Origin of the sequence: Mariniradius saccharolyticus AK6, assembly GCF_000330725.2 — a bacterium.
Lineage (GTDB): Bacteria > Bacteroidota > Bacteroidia > Cytophagales > Cyclobacteriaceae > Mariniradius > Mariniradius saccharolyticus.
The window spans coordinates 26509-42490 of record NZ_AMZY02000017.1; the positions used below are offsets into that span (position 1 = coordinate 26509).

Genomic DNA, 15982 nt, shown 5'->3' on the forward strand with positions numbered 1-15982 from the left:
GTAAGTTGATGCTCTATGGCTTCAGAGACTCCCAAGACAAATACCTTTAGAAAGAAAAACGAACCCAAACCAAGTCCCAAGGCAGCTTGGAAACCCGGGTTTTCCCTGTCTTTTGCCAAAGACCAACGCATTCCCCTGACTTTGGGGATCATTTTCCTGTCGTTTTCGATCTTCCTCTTTTTCGCCTTTGTCAGCTATATCTTCTCCGGCAAGGCCGACCAAAGTCTGGTAGCCTCCGAAATCGACCAAAGCCTCCGGACCACTGCCACGGAAGCCCGCAACTGGCTTGGGTTGTTTGGTGCCAAACTTTCTGACATTTTGATCAGGAGGTGGTTTGGTTTGGCTGCATTTTTCCTTCCTCCCTACCTGTTTTTGTTGGGATTCAAATTGACCTTCAAAAAATCCCTGATGTCCCTGAGTCGGTTCAGCAGCTTTGCACTGTTTTTCGTCTTTTGGTTGGGCCTGACAATCGGGTACTTGGTACAGCTGGCAGATGGATTCACAAGCTTTGGCTACCTCAGTGGGGGATTTGGCTATGAATTGGGCCTGCTGGCACAGGAATTTCTGGGTTGGGGAAGTTTTATCCTAATCCTGGGTTCGTTGATCATTTTCCTCGTTTTCTATTTTGACATCAGCCAACTCAATTGGTCATTCAAATCAGATTCTTCATCAAAGCCATTGGCAGGTGAAACAAAGGAGAAAATGGAGGACGAACTGGATGAATTGGAAGACGAGGTTCCGATGTTGACAGAGGAAGAAATCGAGGAAGACGTCAGTTCATGGACATTGAAATCCGAGGAAAAAGAAACCAAAAAACCCATCAGCGCCCCTGTTTTCAATATCGAAGGTGAAGACGTGCTATTGGATGAAGAGCCAGTCGCACCGGCGAAAGAGGAGAAGAAATTCTCCGTAGTGACGAATATCGACGAGGAAAAAACCGCCGAGATGGTCGAAAACCTCGATCCCTATGATCCGACCTTGGATTTGCCGCATTACAAATACCCGACACTGGATCTGCTCAATGAATACGATGTCCAAAAAGTCACCGTATCCCGACAGGAACTCGAGGACAACAAAAACAAGATTGTCGAGACCCTAGTCAACTTCAAGATTGGCATCCAGGAGATCAAGGCAACCATCGGCCCGACTGTGACGCTCTACGAAATCATTCCTGATCCAGGGGTGAAGATTTCCAAGATCAAAAACCTGGAGGACGACATCGCGCTCAGCTTGGCAGCCTTGGGTATCCGAATCATCGCCCCGATGCCCGGCAAGGGCACCATCGGCATCGAAGTTCCCAACAAAAACCGGGAGCTAGTTCCTGCCAAAGCGGTATTGGGTACGGACAAGTTTATGAAGAGCGACAAGGACCTGCCTGTTGCCTTGGGAAAAACCATCTCCAATGAGGTCTTTGTAATTGATCTGGCCAAGATGCCCCACCTACTTATGGCGGGTGCCACGGGTCAGGGAAAATCCGTCGGTTTGAACATGATTTTGGCTTCCTTGGTCTACAAGAAGCACCCGTCCCAACTGAAATTCGTCCTTGTTGACCCAAAAAAGGTAGAACTCACCCTTTTCAACAAGATCGAAAGACACTTCCTCGCCAAGCTCCCCGGTACAGAAGAAGCGATCATCACCGACACCAAAAAGGTCATCTATACGCTCAATTCGCTTTGTATTGAAATGGACCATCGGTACGACTTGCTCAAGGATGCAGGCTGTAGGAATCTTAAAGAATACAATGCAAAATTTGTGGCGCGGAAGCTCAATCCGGAAAAAGGACACAAGTTTATGCCTTACATCGTTTTGGTCATCGACGAGTTGGCGGACTTGATGATGACGGCCGGAAAGGAAATCGAGGCGCCCATCGCACGCTTGGCACAGTTGGCGAGGGCGATTGGGATCCACCTCGTAGTGGCGACCCAGAGACCCTCCGTCAACGTCATCACAGGTATCATCAAGGCCAACTTCCCGGCAAGGCTATCTTTCCGCGTGACTTCCAAGATCGACAGCCGCACCATCCTCGATGCAGGCGGTGCAGAGCAGTTGATCGGGATGGGCGATATGCTTTTGTCCCAAGGTTCGGATGTGACACGCCTGCAATGCGCCTTCTTGGACACCCCTGAGGTAGATGCAGTATGTGACTGGATTGGTGAACAAAAAGGCTATCCGGATGCTTATCTATTGCCGGAGTTTGAAGGCGAAGAGGGCGAGGGCAGCTTGGCGGATATTGATTTGGCGGATCGCGATCCGCTGTTTGACGAGGCAGCGCGATTGATTGTCCTGCACCAGCAGGGAAGCACTTCCCTGATCCAAAGGAAGCTCAAACTCGGCTATAACAGGGCCGGTCGGATTGTCGACCAACTGGAGGCAGCTGGAATTGTCGGCCCATTTGAAGGCAGCAAGGCCCGCGAAGTGCTGATTCAGGATGAGGCCAGTTTGGAACGGTTATTGAATAGCCTGTAGATTAACTGTACAAAGTACCAAGTACGATGTACCAAGCAAAGGGTCCTTTTGTGAGAATTTAGGAATATTGGTTATCCTGCCTCCAAACGAACAAAGAAACACATTTCACCAAACCAAAATGAAGCGTTTACAAACTTTACTTATTTTTTTTCTGGCATTTTCCAGCATTGCCTTTGCGCAAAAGGATCCCAAAGCCAAGGAGGTTTTGGATGCCGTAAGCTTGAAATACAAGGGATTGAAAGGCATGAAAGCCAGTTTTGATTTTACGGTCACCGATGCGGGAGAATCGCGTGCGCAAAGTAAAACCGGCGAAATTGCCATCAAAGGCAACAAATACCACCTCAAGCTGCCCGAGCAGGAGATTTACAACAACGGAAAAACCGTCTGGACCTATATCGAAACGGATGGCTACAAGGAGGTTACGATCAACAATGCAGGAGAAATGCAGGATGAATTGACCCCTTCGACGGTGTACACGATTTACCAAAAGGGTTACAATTACCGGCTTGTCGGCGAACGGACAGAAAACGGGGTTCTGATCCAAGAAGTCGAACTGACGGCAGAAAAGGCAAATGCACCATTCAAACGGGTGAAACTCTTTGTCGACAAAAACAAAAAAGACCTGACCGGATGGGAAATCTACGACGACCAAGGCGGAATCTTCAAATACAAGTTCAAATCCGTGAATACCAACGTCGATCTACCGGACGAATATTTCAACTTTAACCCGCAGAAGTACGGCAAGGTTGAGATCATTGATTTGAGGTAAAAGCCCCTTTTCCGATCCATGAATAGACAGGAACTCATCCAGCAAATCAAGGCCAAGCAATCATTCCTTTGTGTCGGTTTGGACACCGATCTGCAAAAAATCCCCAGCCACCTCCATGGCGCAAAAGATCCCATTTTTGAGTTCAACAAAGAAATCATCGACCAAACCGCCGATTTTGCGGTAGCCTACAAGCCCAATATTGCCTTTTATGAAGCACTCGGGCCCAGGGGTTGGGAGAGCCTCGCCAAGACCTTGGAGTATATTCCCAAGGACATTTTCACGATCGCTGATGCCAAAAGGGGCGATATCGGCAACACCTCTGGGCTGTACGCCAAGGCCTTTTTCGAAACGATGGATTTTGACTCCATCACCGTCGCACCGTACATGGGAGTCGACAGCGTGGGTCCTTTTTTGGAATATGCGGGAAAATGGGTCATTCTGCTCGCCCTCACTTCCAACGAAGGAAGCCATGATTTTCAGGTCACGACACTGCAAAACGGAAAACCGCTTTACCAAGAAGTGTTGGAAAAAAGCAGCCAATGGGGAAGCCCCGACAACATGATGTATGTGGTCGGCGCGACAAGAGGGGAAAAAATCGGGGCGGTACGCAAGATTGTTCCTGATCATTTTTTCCTGGTCCCAGGTGTGGGCGCTCAGGGCGGAAGTCTCCAGGAAGTGGCAAAATATGGCATGAACAAAAACTGTGGCCTTTTGGTGAATTCCTCCCGCGGCATCATCTACGCGGGGAAAGACAAGGATTTTGGAAAAGCCGCACGGCAGGAGGCCAAAATACTCCAGGCTGAAATGGCCGATCTGCTGGCCCTTTACTCCGAATTGTAAGCCTTTAGCTAACTAGCTTCAAATTAGTCGACTAATTTCACCTCCAGGGACTCGGCAAAGAGTGGGCACCAAGAATATCTTTTTAAATTAGATCATATAGTTGATCTTGACCAAAGATAATTTTGGAAAGCCTATGGAATTCCGGGAAGATTTTCTCCAGGCAGTCTGGAAATACCAGTATTTTGACAAAAACAGCCTGTTAACCACGGATGGTCAGTCCCTCGAAATCAAAAAAATCGGCTACCACAACCAGTACGAGGGGCCGGATTTTTTGGAGGCACATGTCAGGATTGGCAAAATCGACTACCACGGACATGTCGAAATCCACATCCATTCCTCCGATTGGAATGCACACGACCACTCAGCAGATACGAAATATGCTCCGGTGATCCTCCACGTAGTCTGGACGCACGACAAGGAAATCAACAACCAAGATGGTACTGCCATACCGACATTGGAGTTACGTGGAAGGATTTTCCTCGACACTATGCGCAATTATGAGCGATTGACCAGCAGCCGGGAGGAAATCATCTGTAGCCCCCACATCGAGCGGGTGCCAGAAATTGTCCGCTTTTCGATGCTGGAAAAAGCCCTCGTAGAAAGGCTGGAACACAAATCCCAAAAGCTGGCGGGGATCTTGACGGCGACCAACAACGACTGGGAAGAGACTACTTTCAGGTGGTTGTTGTATTGTTTTGGGTTCAAAACCAACGCAGATACGATGCTGCAACTTGCCACAAAGCTCCCTTTCCGGCAATTGCTGAAGCTTCAGCAACAACCGCAAGCGATTCGGGCGATCTTATTTGGCATGGCAGGATTGCTACCTGATCAGCCCGAAGACGAAGAGGGAGAAGCGCTGCAAAAAGAGTTCGCCTACCAACACAAAAAGCTGAAGCTTTCTCCCCCACTCCACCGCAACGACTGGAAATTCCTCGGCGTCAGGCCTCCGGGATTCCCGACGGTGCGCTTGGCACAATTGGCCGAACTGATTGGTAAGCAGCAGGGATTTTTCTCGACACTTTTGAATGGACTGGATTCATTTGGGCAATTCCAAAAATCAATGGACATCCAGTTACCCGAATACTGGCGAAACCATTATCAGCTCGGGCAGCCAAGTCCAAGAATCCAATCAGCGAAATTGGGTTCTTCCACATTGCACCTGTTGGCCATCAACCTACTTGTCCCACTTTGGTATGAATATGGAAAATACACCCAACAGAGCGAATGGAAGGAAAAGTGCTTTGATTTTCTCCAAACGCTGCCTGCCGAGCAAAACCACATCATCCGAAAGTACACCTGGATAGAATCCCACCAACAATCTGCTTTCGAATCGCAGGCACTAATTGGGCTTTTTCAGGATTACTGCCAGCCCAAACGATGCCTGCATTGCAAAATTGGCCAAAGTCTGCTCAAACCAGAAAAGAAATGAATGTTGGTTAGGTAGTCATTTTCCCGTATTTTTGCACTCCGAATTCGCAGAAACCATGGAAAAACCAGTCATAATTTTGGGTGCAAAAGGCATCGCCCATCCTGCTTTGGAGATATTCAACAGCAACCAAGTCATGGTCTATGGATTTCTCGACGAAGACGAAAAGCTCTTTGGACAGGAAATCAACACCGTTCCTATATTGGGCCATACCGAAGATGAAGGCTTTCTCAAATTGATTGGAAAAAAATGCGAGGCCTTTGTCGCCGTGGATGACAACAAGTACCGACAGTTTCTGGTGAAAATGCTCCACGAAAACCGTAAGGTCCAGCCAGTCAATGCCATCCATGGCATGGCGTATATTTCCACAGACGCAACGATCGGGCACGGAAATTTCATCAACGCGAAGGTTACCCTAGGTGCAGGTAGCAAAATCGGCAGCCATTGTATCCTCCACACGGGCGCGATTGTGGAGCATGGGGTAGAATTGGCTGATTTTGTGCAAATTGGTGCAGGTTCCGTCATCAACTCAGGCGTACGTATTGGCGAAGGTGCATTTGTGGGCTCGGGAGTCACGGTGGTAGCTGGAGTTTCCATTGGGAAAAACGCCCGAGTAGGAGCAGGTTCGGTGGTGATCTCAAATGTAAAGGACGGAGAAACCGTATTTGGCAACCCCGCTGCCCCCATCAAAAAGTAATTTATTCAATCAAATAATACCTAACACCCTGCTTGAAACAGGGCGATCGTTATGGAAAACAACAAATACAGCATCCTGCTTTACTATTGCTATGCCCAGATCGAAGATCCGGAGGCATACCGCGAGGAACATCACCTCTTTTGCGTCGAAAACAATATCCGCGGACGAATCATCATTTCGCCCGAAGGCTTGAACGGAACCGTCTCGGGACTCAAGGAAGACTGCGAAAGGTACATGGCCTATATACATGGTGATCCGAGATTTGCCAAGACAGAATTTAAAATCGAATCCCACGACAAGCATGCCTTTGCGAAAATTCACGTGCGGGTAAAGCCCGAGATTGTGCATTCAAGCCTACGACATATTGATCCCAACGTCCGCACAGGGAAGCATTTGGAACCAGAGGAATTCAAGGCGCTCAAAGACCAAGAAGATGTAGTCATCCTCGATGTCCGATCCAATTATGAGCATGAATTGGGCAAGTTCAAAAATGCCATTACGCTGGATATCGAGAACTTCCGGGACTTCCCTGACAAGGTAAAGGAGCTCGAACACCTCAAAAACAAAAAAGTCCTCACCTATTGTACCGGGGGAATCAAGTGCGAAAAAGCGTCTGCTTTTCTACTGGAGCAGGGTTTCTCGGATGTGTACCAGCTGCATGGCGGCATCATTAAGTACGGCCTCGAAGCGGGTGGTGAGGACTTCGAGGGAAAATGCTACGTGTTTGACAACCGGATCGCCGTAGACGTCAACAAGGTCAATCCTGTGGTGATATCAACCTGCCACGTGTGCGGCACTACCTGCGACCGCATGGTCAACTGTGCCAACCCAACCTGCAATGCGCATTTGGCGATTTGTGAGAAGTGCGGCTGGGAATTGGAAGGAGCTTGTTCCACAGAATGCAAGGAACATCCAGAAAAAAGGCCTTATGATGGCACTGGATATTACCAGAAAAACACCAATGGCTACAATCCCTACAAGGGACTATTTCGAAGACAGGACAAAGAGAAAATCAAAACTACGATCCATGGCCAAAAGGATTCCAGAGTCGGAACTGATCATCAATCCTGACGGGAGCATCTACCACCTCAATTTGAAGCCAGAACACCTGGCTTCAAATATTATTGCCGTAGGTGATCCTGATCGTGTGGCAAAGATCTCAAGATACTTCGACGAAATCGAGTTCAAAATTTCCAAGCGGGAATTTGTGACCCATACAGGATGGTACCGGGGTACCCGAATTACCGCGATTAGTACCGGAATGGGCACGGACAATATCGAGATTTTCATGACCGAACTCGATGCCTTGGTCAACATAGACCTGAAGGAAAGAGTGGTAACGGATAAACATAAAAGCCTCAACATCGTGCGCGTCGGCACCTCCGGCAGTATGCGTCGAGAGATTCCAGAAGGTTCACTCCTTGCATCCGAATATGGAATTGGGTTGGATACATTGATGGCATTCTACAAGACCGATTACACCGAATTTGAAGAAAACGTCGCCGATAAAATCCAAGATTCATTGGAGCTGGGCTTTAGACCTTACTGCATTCGAGGCTCAGAAAAGTTGATGAAGACGGTAGGAAAGGGACTTATCATCGGCAACACCGTAACCTGTCCGGGATTTTTCGGGCCACAGGGACGGGAAGTCCGGGTAAAGCCTGCCTTGCCAGATTTGATCGAAAAACTCGGAAAACTGGAAATCGGAGGTATACGCTTGACCAATTTTGAAATGGAAACTGCAGGATACTACGCCATGGGACGGCTACTTGGGCACGAAGTTCTGAGTCTCAATGCCATTATCGCCAACAGGATAAGCAAAAAGTTCTCCAAAGATCCCTACGGTCTTGTGGATCAACTGATCCGACACACATTAAATGAAATGGCGGGTATCTAGCCCGCCATTTGAGTTTATTACTGGTAATTACTAGGCATTCGACCTGTAAAACACCTGTTCCTGATCTACCTGAAGGTGGTCCCAATCTTTGTAGTCAATGTTTTTCAACATTTCATTAATCGCCTCCAGACATTCCCGTTTTTTCAGATAGACGCCAAACACCGCATCTCTTTTATCGATCATAAAAATCCGACTTGCTTCAAAAAGATGCTTCAAGCTTTCCCATTTGGACAATACAAGGAGCTCATCCTTATCGCTAACAGATTGGATTATCTTGAACTTGCCAAATCCACATTGAATATTCATATCTTAAAAATTTAAACAATGCAACAAAAATAAAACCTACAGACGTTAATTTCAATACGTATTAGTACTTATTTTTCTTTGAATAATACCAAATTAACTGATCAACTCTTTGTTTTTCTGTGCCCAAATCAATAATGCGTTCGGTCGTTTGTCCAAAGAAAGCTTTTTGATGATGTTACTCCTGTGCTTATCCACCGTTCGTTCGGCAATCGAAAGCGTATCAGCGATCTCCTTGGTCGTAAGTCCTTCCGCTACATATTTGGCAATTTTAATCTCGGACCGCGTCAACAGGTCCCCTTTCTCAAATTTATCCTCCTGACTCAGGACCTGATCGCCTCCGATCCCAAAATACTGTCCCCCGCCCAGCACTACTTCGATGCACTTGAGCAAGTCTGCAGGTTCAAATTCCTTGGAAATAAATCCTCCAACGTGCTCAATCTTTGCCAGTTGGAGAAACAAAGGGTCCTTGTGGAAGGTCAGGAAAATAACCTTTGTCGGGAGTTTGGCAGCTTTGATTTGCCTCGCCACCTCTAATCCTGACTTCACGGGCATTTCATAATCCAAAATCGCCAAGTCCGGTCTCAACTCTGAAATCAAATCCAAAGCCTCTCCCCCATCCGTCGCTTCCCCCACTACTTTGAAATTATGTTCATTCAGAAAAGTCATTATACCCCTTAAAAACAAAGGGTGGTCGTCGGCAATCAGAATCGAAATACCCATATCAATAAAAGTAGGTTAGAATAAAATGAATTATTCAATGATTAAACTTAAACAAACAATTACTATTTTACCTTTTGTGAACTTTTCAAAAGTAAATTTAAAGATACTTGTTAGATTCGAATTATCGTAATGATTGGAATTTCTTTTGGCGCAGCACATTCGAAAATGGGATAATTTCCTTTCTTCCTATTATCCGGGCCATATCAGTCGCCCACGAAGCTAAGAATTTCCACATGCCACAACCACCAATACTCCATGACTGCTAGCGCCATAATCCAAGCACTTTCAGATTTGTCAAATCCCGAAAAAGCCGCTTTTCTACCAGGTTTCTTTAAGGCATTCCCGGGTGGATATGGAGACGGGGACAAATTTTTGGGTGTGACGGTCCCCAACCAAAGAAAGGTTGCCGCACATTTTGCCAAGAAAACGACCGAGGGGGACTTACAGCAACTCATCGAAAGTCCCTATCACGAGGTGCGGCTCACTGCGCTCCTGATCCTCGTTTCAAAATTCAGAAAAGCCTCTGAAAAGGGATTCTGGGTCGATTTCTACTTGCGAAACCTGAAATATGTCAATAATTGGGACTTGGTAGACAGCTCGGCGCACTTTATTCTTGGTGAATGGCTTTGGGATAAGGACAGAAAAATGCTGCATGACATGGCGCGGAGGGGAAACCTTTGGGAGCAACGGATCGCGATCATCAGTACTTACCATTTTATTCGGAAACAAGACTTCGCAGACACCTTCACAATCGCCGAGACACTCATAGACCATCGGCATGACCTGATCCGTAAAGCTGTTGGTTGGATGCTGCGGGAGATTGGCAACAGGGATTTCGAAGCTGAAAAGGTGTTTTTGGAAAAACATTACAGACAAATGCCCCGAACCATGCTGCGCTATGCCATCGAGAAATTCCCGGCAGTGGAAAAGGAAAATTTCATGAAAAAGGGATGATTTTTCCTTACTTTAGCGTAGTCCCAAACCCAATGGCCATGAAGACTTTGTTCACGTTCGCCCTTTTTATCGGATTCCAAATCTTTGGAGTAGCACAGACTATTCCCTCGAAAGAAATCCAAATAAAGACTGCGGTGATGGCTGCGCCTGAAGAAAAAAGGGAGGGGGCGACCGTGTTGGGTTTTGATGAAAAAGGAAACCTTGTGACGCTACGGAAGGGCAGCAATGATCTAATCTGCCTTGCCGACGACCCCAATTCAAACGGATTTAACGCTTCATGCTACCACAATACCCTAGAACCATTTATGGCGCGGGGCAGGCAACTTAAGGCTGAAGGCAAGACTCCAAAGGAGATTTTTGATATCAGGGAAGCCGAAGCAAAAAGTGGAAAACTCAAAATGCCCAAGGATGGCGCTACGCTTTTTGTTCTGACAGCGGACCAACAAAATTTTGACCCGAAAACCGGTGAAGTCAAAGACAGTTATCTACGCTATGTCGTTTACATTCCTTGGGCCACTGAGGCTAGCACTGGTTTACCATTGAAGCCTTCAGGGCCTGCTATGCCTTGGATTATGGATCCAGGCACCCATCGGGCCCATATCATGATCAATCCGCCGAGAAATTAGAAATTTGAAAGATTTCCAGAAGGCAGCGGTCACTTCTTGTATTTCCCTTGGGCACCTAATTGGTTCCGGTTTTTCTTGGCCTTAAACTTCTTGCCTTTCTTCTTTTCAGTTGGCTTTTCGTATTTTGAAAAAGGCTTCTTTTCATGGAAAGCGCCCTTGAATTCAGGATTTTCCTTCCGTTTCTGATTGTCAATTTCCCGTGCGTACTCCTGTTTTTCTTCAAAGGGAGTTTCGGTCACCTCTACGATATCAGGAATACTTTCCTGGGGCACGGGCATCCGGATGATTTTTTCGATTTTTTCGAAATGATATTCCTCTCCCGGATTCACAAATGTGATGGCCATCCCTTCATTTTCGGCCCGTCCAGTCCTACCGATCCGATGGACATAATCCTCATAAATCAAGGGGACGTCGAAGTTGATCACGTGGCTGACCATACTGACATCAATCCCACGGGCTGCCACATCAGTCGCGACAAGGATTCTGACTTCCCCGGATTTGAAATCGTCCATGGAATTGATTCTCGTGTTTTGGCCCTTATTGGCATGTATCACGCGGATTTGGCCGAGGTTTTTCCTACCAAGATAGGAAAACACGGCCTCGGCATTCTTCCTTGACTTTGCAAAAATCATTACCCTGCTGACACCTTCGTCCTGCAAAAGAAAGTGTAGCAAGTTAATCTTGGTCTTGATGTTTGGCACAAAATATTTGATCTGCCGGATTGTGTCAGCAGTAGTCGCCTGAGGCGCCACTTCCACCCGCTCTGGGAATTCGAGGAATTCCTCGGACAATCGCTCCACCTTGGAACCGAAAGTAGCCGAGAAAAGCAGATTTTGACGCTTGACCGGAATCACTTCCAAAATCGCCCTGATTTGGGGTAAAAAGCCCATATCCAGCATTTTATCGGCCTCATCCATGACCATGGTTTTAATCTCCTTGGTCAAGATCGCCTCCTTCCTATATAGGTCCATGAAGCGGCCTGGCGTGGAAATAATGATATCGACTCCCTCTTGAAGTTTTTCGATTTGGGTTTTTGGTCCCAAGCCTCCAAAGAGTGCCACATAACGTAGGTCGGTGTTCTTGCCAAGCTGCTGCACAGCTTCCTCTATCTGCAAAACCAATTCCCGGGTCGGCGCGAGTATCAGCGCTCGCGGCAACCTACCCTGTGCATATTTCACCTTCATCAAAATGGGAAGAACATAGGCTGCGGTTTTACCGGTCCCTGTCTGTGCTATGCCCAAAACATCATGTCCTGCCAAGGCCAGAGGAATCGCCTTTTGCTGAATCGGCGTGGGTTTGTCGTATCCGGCTTCGCTGATGGCATCCCACAACTGTCGGTTCAATTTAAAATCTTCAAATTTCGGGAGGCTATCGGACATGTTTTGTAATTTTGAAATGAATGAAATGGGGAAGGTTGCTTGGGTTTCACCTGCGTCTAAGCAATTTCATGATACAGAAGCATTCTCCTAAAACCATGAATCTGGCTACATTGTACTAATATGAAAAAGAAAAGCATTCTTATCACCGGGGCAAATATAGTGAATGAAGGCCGAATCAGGCCATCGGACGTATTAATTAAGGATGGTTTCATCGAGCGTATTGATGCAAACCTGTCCTCAATCTCCGCCGATATCCTGATCGATGGCAGTGGAAAATACCTTTTCCCTGGGCTTATTGACGATCAGGTACACTTCCGTGAACCGGGCCTGACACACAAGGCGGATATCTACACAGAAAGTAAGTCAGCAGTCGCGGGAGGCGTGACTTCCTACATGGAGATGCCAAATACGGTTCCCCCGGCCACGACGATAGCGCTTCTGGAGCAAAAATTCAGGATAGCCTCCGAAAAATCACTTGCCAATTACTCGTTCTTTTTTGGTGCTTCCAATGACAACATAGCGGAAATCCTACAGGTCGATCCGCAGAACGTCTGCGGCGTAAAAGTATTTCAGGGTTCATCCACCGGAAATATGCTCGTCGACAATCCGGAGAGCTTAGAACGGATATTCGCAGAATGCAAGGTGCTTATCGCCACCCATAGCGAAAACGACGAAATCATCAAAACTAATCTTGAAAAATACAAGAGCGAGTTTGGGGATAATATTCCAGTCAAGTATCACCCGCTGATTAGATCCGAAGAAGCATGTTATGATGCCTCCAAGAAGGTGGTAGCATTGGCGAAAAAATATGGAAGTAAGCTCCATATTCTCCATATCAGCACCGCAAGGGAAGTCGGGCTCTTTGACAATTCTTTGCCACTGGAACAGAAACGAATTACCGCTGAAGCATGCATCCACCATCTATGGTTCTGCGACGAAGATTACGAAAGCAAGGGGAACTTTATCAAATGGAACCCTGCCGTCAAGACAAAAAATGATCGGTCCACAATCCTCCAGGGGGTATTGGATGGGCGGATTGATGTGATCGCAACCGACCACGCCCCCCATACCCGTGAGGAAAAGTCCAAAGCGTATTCCTCTGCACCATCGGGCGGCCCCTTGGTACAGCATAGTCTAGTAGCTCTTTTGGACATGTACCACCAAGGCAAAATCAGTCTGGAAATGATTGCCCAGAAAGCCGCACACAATGTTGCAATATTGTTTGAAATCGATAAGCGTGGATTTATCAGAGAAGGCTTTTATGCCGATTTGGTATTGGTCGATTTGAATTCTCCTTGGACAGTTACACCTGACAATATCCTGTCGAAATGTGGATGGTCGCCTTTTGAAGGACATACTTTCCGCTCAAAGGTGACGCACACGATCGTTTCCGGACATTTGGCATACGAAAACGGCACTTTCCATGAAGAACAAAAAGGTGTGCGTTTAAAATTTTCCAGAAAAATCAATAGCTAATATTGTAAACAAATCCGGCAAGCGTTACCTTTGCAGTCCAATCAACAAGCTGGTTGTATTGAAAAATAAAATGGTGATTGTAGCTCAGCTGGTTAGAGCGCTGGTTTGTGGCACCAGAGGTCGCCGGTTCGATCCCGGTCATTCACCCAATAAGACCCCTTTAAAATTGAGGGGTCTTTCTTTTTGAATTAGGCAGTGAACCCAAATGGCATTAAATTTGTACTAAAGGTTGAAATTTAATTTGAAAGGTATGTTCACGTTATTCATGAATTCTCCCAGGTTTCCAAAAGTGAAACCCGTCAATTTGAAATTTGTGCAATCCTATATCCAGAAATTTGAGGAATCCCTCAAAGTTTACGAAGAACTCCAAAAGGAAAGCGCACGGTAAAATGCAGGACAATCGATAGCAATAAGGTTATGGTAACGTAACCTTTTATTTTTATACCAATATTTTTTTCTTTCACACTCAAAAAAGTATTTTTATCCTGAATCTCAAATTTTTGACCCAATGAGTTATATCCACTTCGACAAAACCCAATTAATCAATCTTAATTACTCTTTGGATCGGGAAATCATCAGGACCAACAGAGGCGGATGCTATACAAGTACAACTATCATTGGATGCAACACTCGAAAATATCACGGTCTTTTGGTCGCCCCCCAGCCGCAAATTGATGAGCAGCTACATGTGATGCTTTCCACAGTGCACGAGACAGTGATCCAACGCGGCGCATCCTTCAATTTGGGAATCAGCAAGTTTCCAGGAAATTACTACCCTCGGGGCCATAAATATTTGGAGGATTTTGATTCCGAACCTATTCCAAAGCTCACTTACCGTGTCGGAGGTGTTTTGCTTCAAAAAGAGCTTATCCTCGACACCAACCGCGACAGAGTGATGATTCGGTACACGCTGCTGGAAGCCCATTCACCGACAAAAATCAGGATCAGCCCATTTTTGGCATTTAGGGGCTACCACAATCTGTCCAAGGCCAATGATAGAATCCAGAAGGACTTTGAAAAAGTGCCAAATGGAGCAAAGTATCAACTCTACCCGGAGTATTCTCCGCTGTACCTCCAGCTTTCCAAGAAAAATGAATACGTATCCAAACCCGATTGGTATTACAACATCGAATACATCATGGAACGGGAAAGGGGTTATGATTACCAAGAAGACCTTTTCGTGCCTGGTTATTTCGAGTTCGACATCGCCAAAGGCGAATCGGTGATTTTTTCCGCCGGACTTACCGAAGCAGATCCGAGTACAAGACAGCGCGCATTTGAGAAAGAATTGGCAAGAAGGATACCCAGAAACAATTTTGTGAATTGCCTCAAGAATTCGGCGGGACAATTTATCCAAAGACGAGATGGCAAAACCCACGTAGTCGCGGGGTATCCATGGTTTGGATGGTGGGGAAGGGATACTTTCGTCGCATCGCCAGGCTTGGTTTTGACCCAGGGCGACAAGGAGACTTTTCTTGAGATAATGGATACCATGGTCGCCGATCTACATGGCCCGCTTTTTCCAAATGTTGGCAGCGGGGTGATGCGAAACTTAGCTTCCATGGATGCACCACTTTGGTTTTTCTGGTCACTTCAGCAATACATCAAGTTTACCGGAGACGAAAAAACCGTCAAGAAGAAATACCTCGAAAAAATGAAGGGAATCATCGACGGCTACATGAAAGGAACGGATTACGGCATCCACATGCTTGAAAACGGACTCATGTACGGTGGTCAGGAAGGGGTAGCATTGACTTGGATGGATGCCGTCAACTCAGATGGCCCGGTGACTCCAAGGATTGGCTGCCCGGTAGAAATCAATGCCCTTTGGTACAATGCGCTTTGTTTTTATGCAGAACTGACAGGAGACAAAGCGATATCGGAACTTTCCGAAACTGTCAAAAAATCCTTTGTGGAAGTATTTTGGGACGAGAAGAGAGGCTATCTGGCAGATTACGTAGATGGGTTTTATAAAGATTGGGCCATAAGGCCAAATATGGTTTTTGCGACATCTTTGCCGTATTCACCATTGGAAGAATCCCAAATGCAGCGCATTCTCGAGATTGTCAAATCAAAACTGCTCACTTCCCGTGGATTGAGATCGCTCTCGCCTGACGACCCCGGATACAAGGGATATTATCAAGGCAACCAATTTTCACGGGACAATGCCTACCACAACGGTACGGTTTGGGCTTGGCTGTTGGGCAATTTTGTGGAGGGATACCTCAGGCTGCATGGGAAGGCAGGCAAGCATTTTGTCGAGAAAATCGTACAGGGGTTTGACGAAGTAATGAGCCAATACGGGATCGGTACGGTAGCGGAAATATACGATGGAGATCCACCCCACCGGCCAAAAGGTTCGATTTCTCAAGCTTGGAGCGTTGGGGAATTGCTCAGGATGATGTATTTGTTGGAAAAAATATAGA

At 46.6% G+C, this 15982-nt stretch carries 14 protein-coding genes and 1 tRNA gene; 12 read left to right on the forward strand and 3 right to left on the reverse strand.

Annotated features, from left to right (window positions below):
- Positions 1-15: 15 nt before the first annotated feature.
- From C943_RS16340 to C943_RS16370, 7 genes are all read left to right on the forward strand, one after another.
- A complete protein-coding gene (locus tag C943_RS16340; RefSeq protein ID WP_040481081.1) occupies positions 16-2466 on the forward strand; it encodes an FtsK/SpoIIIE family DNA translocase in 2451 nt (816 codons plus the stop codon).
- Positions 2467-2584: 118 nt separating this feature from the next.
- Positions 2585-3235 (forward strand): outer membrane lipoprotein periplasmic chaperone LolA1, encoded by a 651-nt coding sequence (lolA1, locus tag C943_RS16345; RefSeq protein WP_008630030.1) that lies wholly within the window; start codon positions 2585-2587, stop codon positions 3233-3235.
- A gap of 18 nt (positions 3236-3253) precedes the next feature.
- A complete protein-coding gene (gene pyrF / locus C943_RS16350; RefSeq protein WP_008630032.1) occupies positions 3254-4075 on the forward strand; it encodes an orotidine-5'-phosphate decarboxylase in 822 nt (273 codons plus the stop codon).
- Between the two features lie 133 nt (positions 4076-4208).
- Positions 4209-5504, forward strand: coding sequence for a DUF2851 family protein (locus tag C943_RS16355; RefSeq protein ID WP_040481122.1), 1296 nt, complete (start codon positions 4209-4211; stop codon positions 5502-5504).
- Positions 5505-5559: 55 nt separating this feature from the next.
- Positions 5560-6198, forward strand: coding sequence for an acetyltransferase (locus C943_RS16360; protein WP_008630036.1), 639 nt, complete (start codon positions 5560-5562; stop codon positions 6196-6198).
- Between the two features lie 51 nt (positions 6199-6249).
- A complete protein-coding gene (gene trhO, locus C943_RS16365; RefSeq protein ID WP_008630038.1) occupies positions 6250-7269 on the forward strand; it encodes an oxygen-dependent tRNA uridine(34) hydroxylase TrhO in 1020 nt (339 codons plus the stop codon).
- The gene (locus C943_RS16370; protein WP_008630041.1) at positions 7226-8095 is read left to right on the forward strand and encodes a nucleoside phosphorylase; all 870 of its coding nucleotides are present in this window, start codon (positions 7226-7228) and stop codon (positions 8093-8095) included. Before trhO ends, C943_RS16370 begins: the two co-directional genes overlap by 44 nt.
- Positions 8096-8125: 30 nt before the next feature.
- Here C943_RS16370 and C943_RS16375 read toward each other — a convergent pair whose 3' ends face one another.
- Entirely contained in the window at positions 8126-8401 is a 276-nt protein-coding gene (locus tag C943_RS16375; RefSeq protein ID WP_008630042.1) for a hypothetical protein, read from the reverse strand.
- Between the two features lie 93 nt (positions 8402-8494).
- A complete protein-coding gene (locus C943_RS16380) occupies positions 8495-9121 on the reverse strand; it encodes a response regulator transcription factor (protein WP_008630044.1) in 627 nt (208 codons plus the stop codon).
- A 255-nt stretch (positions 9122-9376) separates the two neighbouring features.
- Between C943_RS16380 and C943_RS16385 the strand changes: the two genes are divergently transcribed.
- Entirely contained in the window at positions 9377-10075 is a 699-nt protein-coding gene (locus C943_RS16385; protein WP_008630045.1) for a DNA alkylation repair protein, read from the forward strand.
- A gap of 38 nt (positions 10076-10113) precedes the next feature.
- Positions 10114-10701 (forward strand): hypothetical protein, encoded by a 588-nt coding sequence (locus C943_RS16390; protein WP_040481123.1) that lies wholly within the window; start codon positions 10114-10116, stop codon positions 10699-10701.
- 29 nt (positions 10702-10730) lie between these two features.
- Here the strand turns inward: C943_RS16390 and C943_RS16395 are convergent, their stop codons facing one another.
- Entirely contained in the window at positions 10731-12080 is a 1350-nt protein-coding gene (locus C943_RS16395) for a DEAD/DEAH box helicase (protein ID WP_008630048.1), read from the reverse strand.
- A gap of 120 nt (positions 12081-12200) precedes the next feature.
- Between C943_RS16395 and C943_RS16400 the strand changes: the two genes are divergently transcribed.
- From C943_RS16400 to C943_RS16410, 3 genes are all read left to right on the forward strand, one after another.
- Entirely contained in the window at positions 12201-13556 is a 1356-nt protein-coding gene (locus C943_RS16400; RefSeq protein WP_008630051.1) for a dihydroorotase, read from the forward strand.
- A 72-nt stretch (positions 13557-13628) separates the two neighbouring features.
- Positions 13629-13704 (forward strand) — tRNA-His (locus C943_RS16405).
- Positions 13705-14064: 360 nt separating this feature from the next.
- On the forward strand, positions 14065-15981 hold the full coding sequence (locus C943_RS16410; RefSeq protein WP_008630056.1) for an amylo-alpha-1,6-glucosidase: 1917 nt from the start codon (positions 14065-14067) through the stop codon (positions 15979-15981).
- Position 15982 lies beyond the last annotated feature (1 nt).

Bases quoted from the DNA above. Each gene is read 5' to 3' on its own strand.
- C943_RS16400 (WP_008630051.1), top strand. From the start codon at position 12,201: ATGAAAAAGAAAAGCATTCTTATCACCGGGGCAAATATAGTGAATGAA.
- C943_RS16410 (WP_008630056.1), top strand. From the start codon at position 14,065: ATGAGTTATATCCACTTCGACAAAACCCAATTAATCAATCTTAATTAC.
- C943_RS16355 (WP_040481122.1), top strand. From the start codon at position 4,209: ATGGAATTCCGGGAAGATTTTCTCCAGGCAGTCTGGAAATACCAGTAT.
- C943_RS16375 (WP_008630042.1), bottom strand. From the start codon at position 8,401: ATGAATATTCAATGTGGATTTGGCAAGTTCAAGATAATCCAATCTGTT.
- C943_RS16390 (WP_040481123.1), top strand. From the start codon at position 10,114: ATGAAGACTTTGTTCACGTTCGCCCTTTTTATCGGATTCCAAATCTTT.
- C943_RS16360 (WP_008630036.1), top strand. From the start codon at position 5,560: ATGGAAAAACCAGTCATAATTTTGGGTGCAAAAGGCATCGCCCATCCT.
- C943_RS16395 (WP_008630048.1), bottom strand. From the start codon at position 12,080: ATGTCCGATAGCCTCCCGAAATTTGAAGATTTTAAATTGAACCGACAG.
- pyrF (WP_008630032.1), top strand. From the start codon at position 3,254: ATGAATAGACAGGAACTCATCCAGCAAATCAAGGCCAAGCAATCATTC.
- C943_RS16380 (WP_008630044.1), bottom strand. From the start codon at position 9,121: ATGGGTATTTCGATTCTGATTGCCGACGACCACCCTTTGTTTTTAAGG.
- trhO (WP_008630038.1), top strand. From the start codon at position 6,250: ATGGAAAACAACAAATACAGCATCCTGCTTTACTATTGCTATGCCCAG.
- C943_RS16340 (WP_040481081.1), top strand. From the start codon at position 16: ATGGCTTCAGAGACTCCCAAGACAAATACCTTTAGAAAGAAAAACGAA.
- lolA1 (WP_008630030.1), top strand. From the start codon at position 2,585: ATGAAGCGTTTACAAACTTTACTTATTTTTTTTCTGGCATTTTCCAGC.
- C943_RS16370 (WP_008630041.1), top strand. From the start codon at position 7,226: ATGGCCAAAAGGATTCCAGAGTCGGAACTGATCATCAATCCTGACGGG.
- C943_RS16385 (WP_008630045.1), top strand. From the start codon at position 9,377: ATGACTGCTAGCGCCATAATCCAAGCACTTTCAGATTTGTCAAATCCC.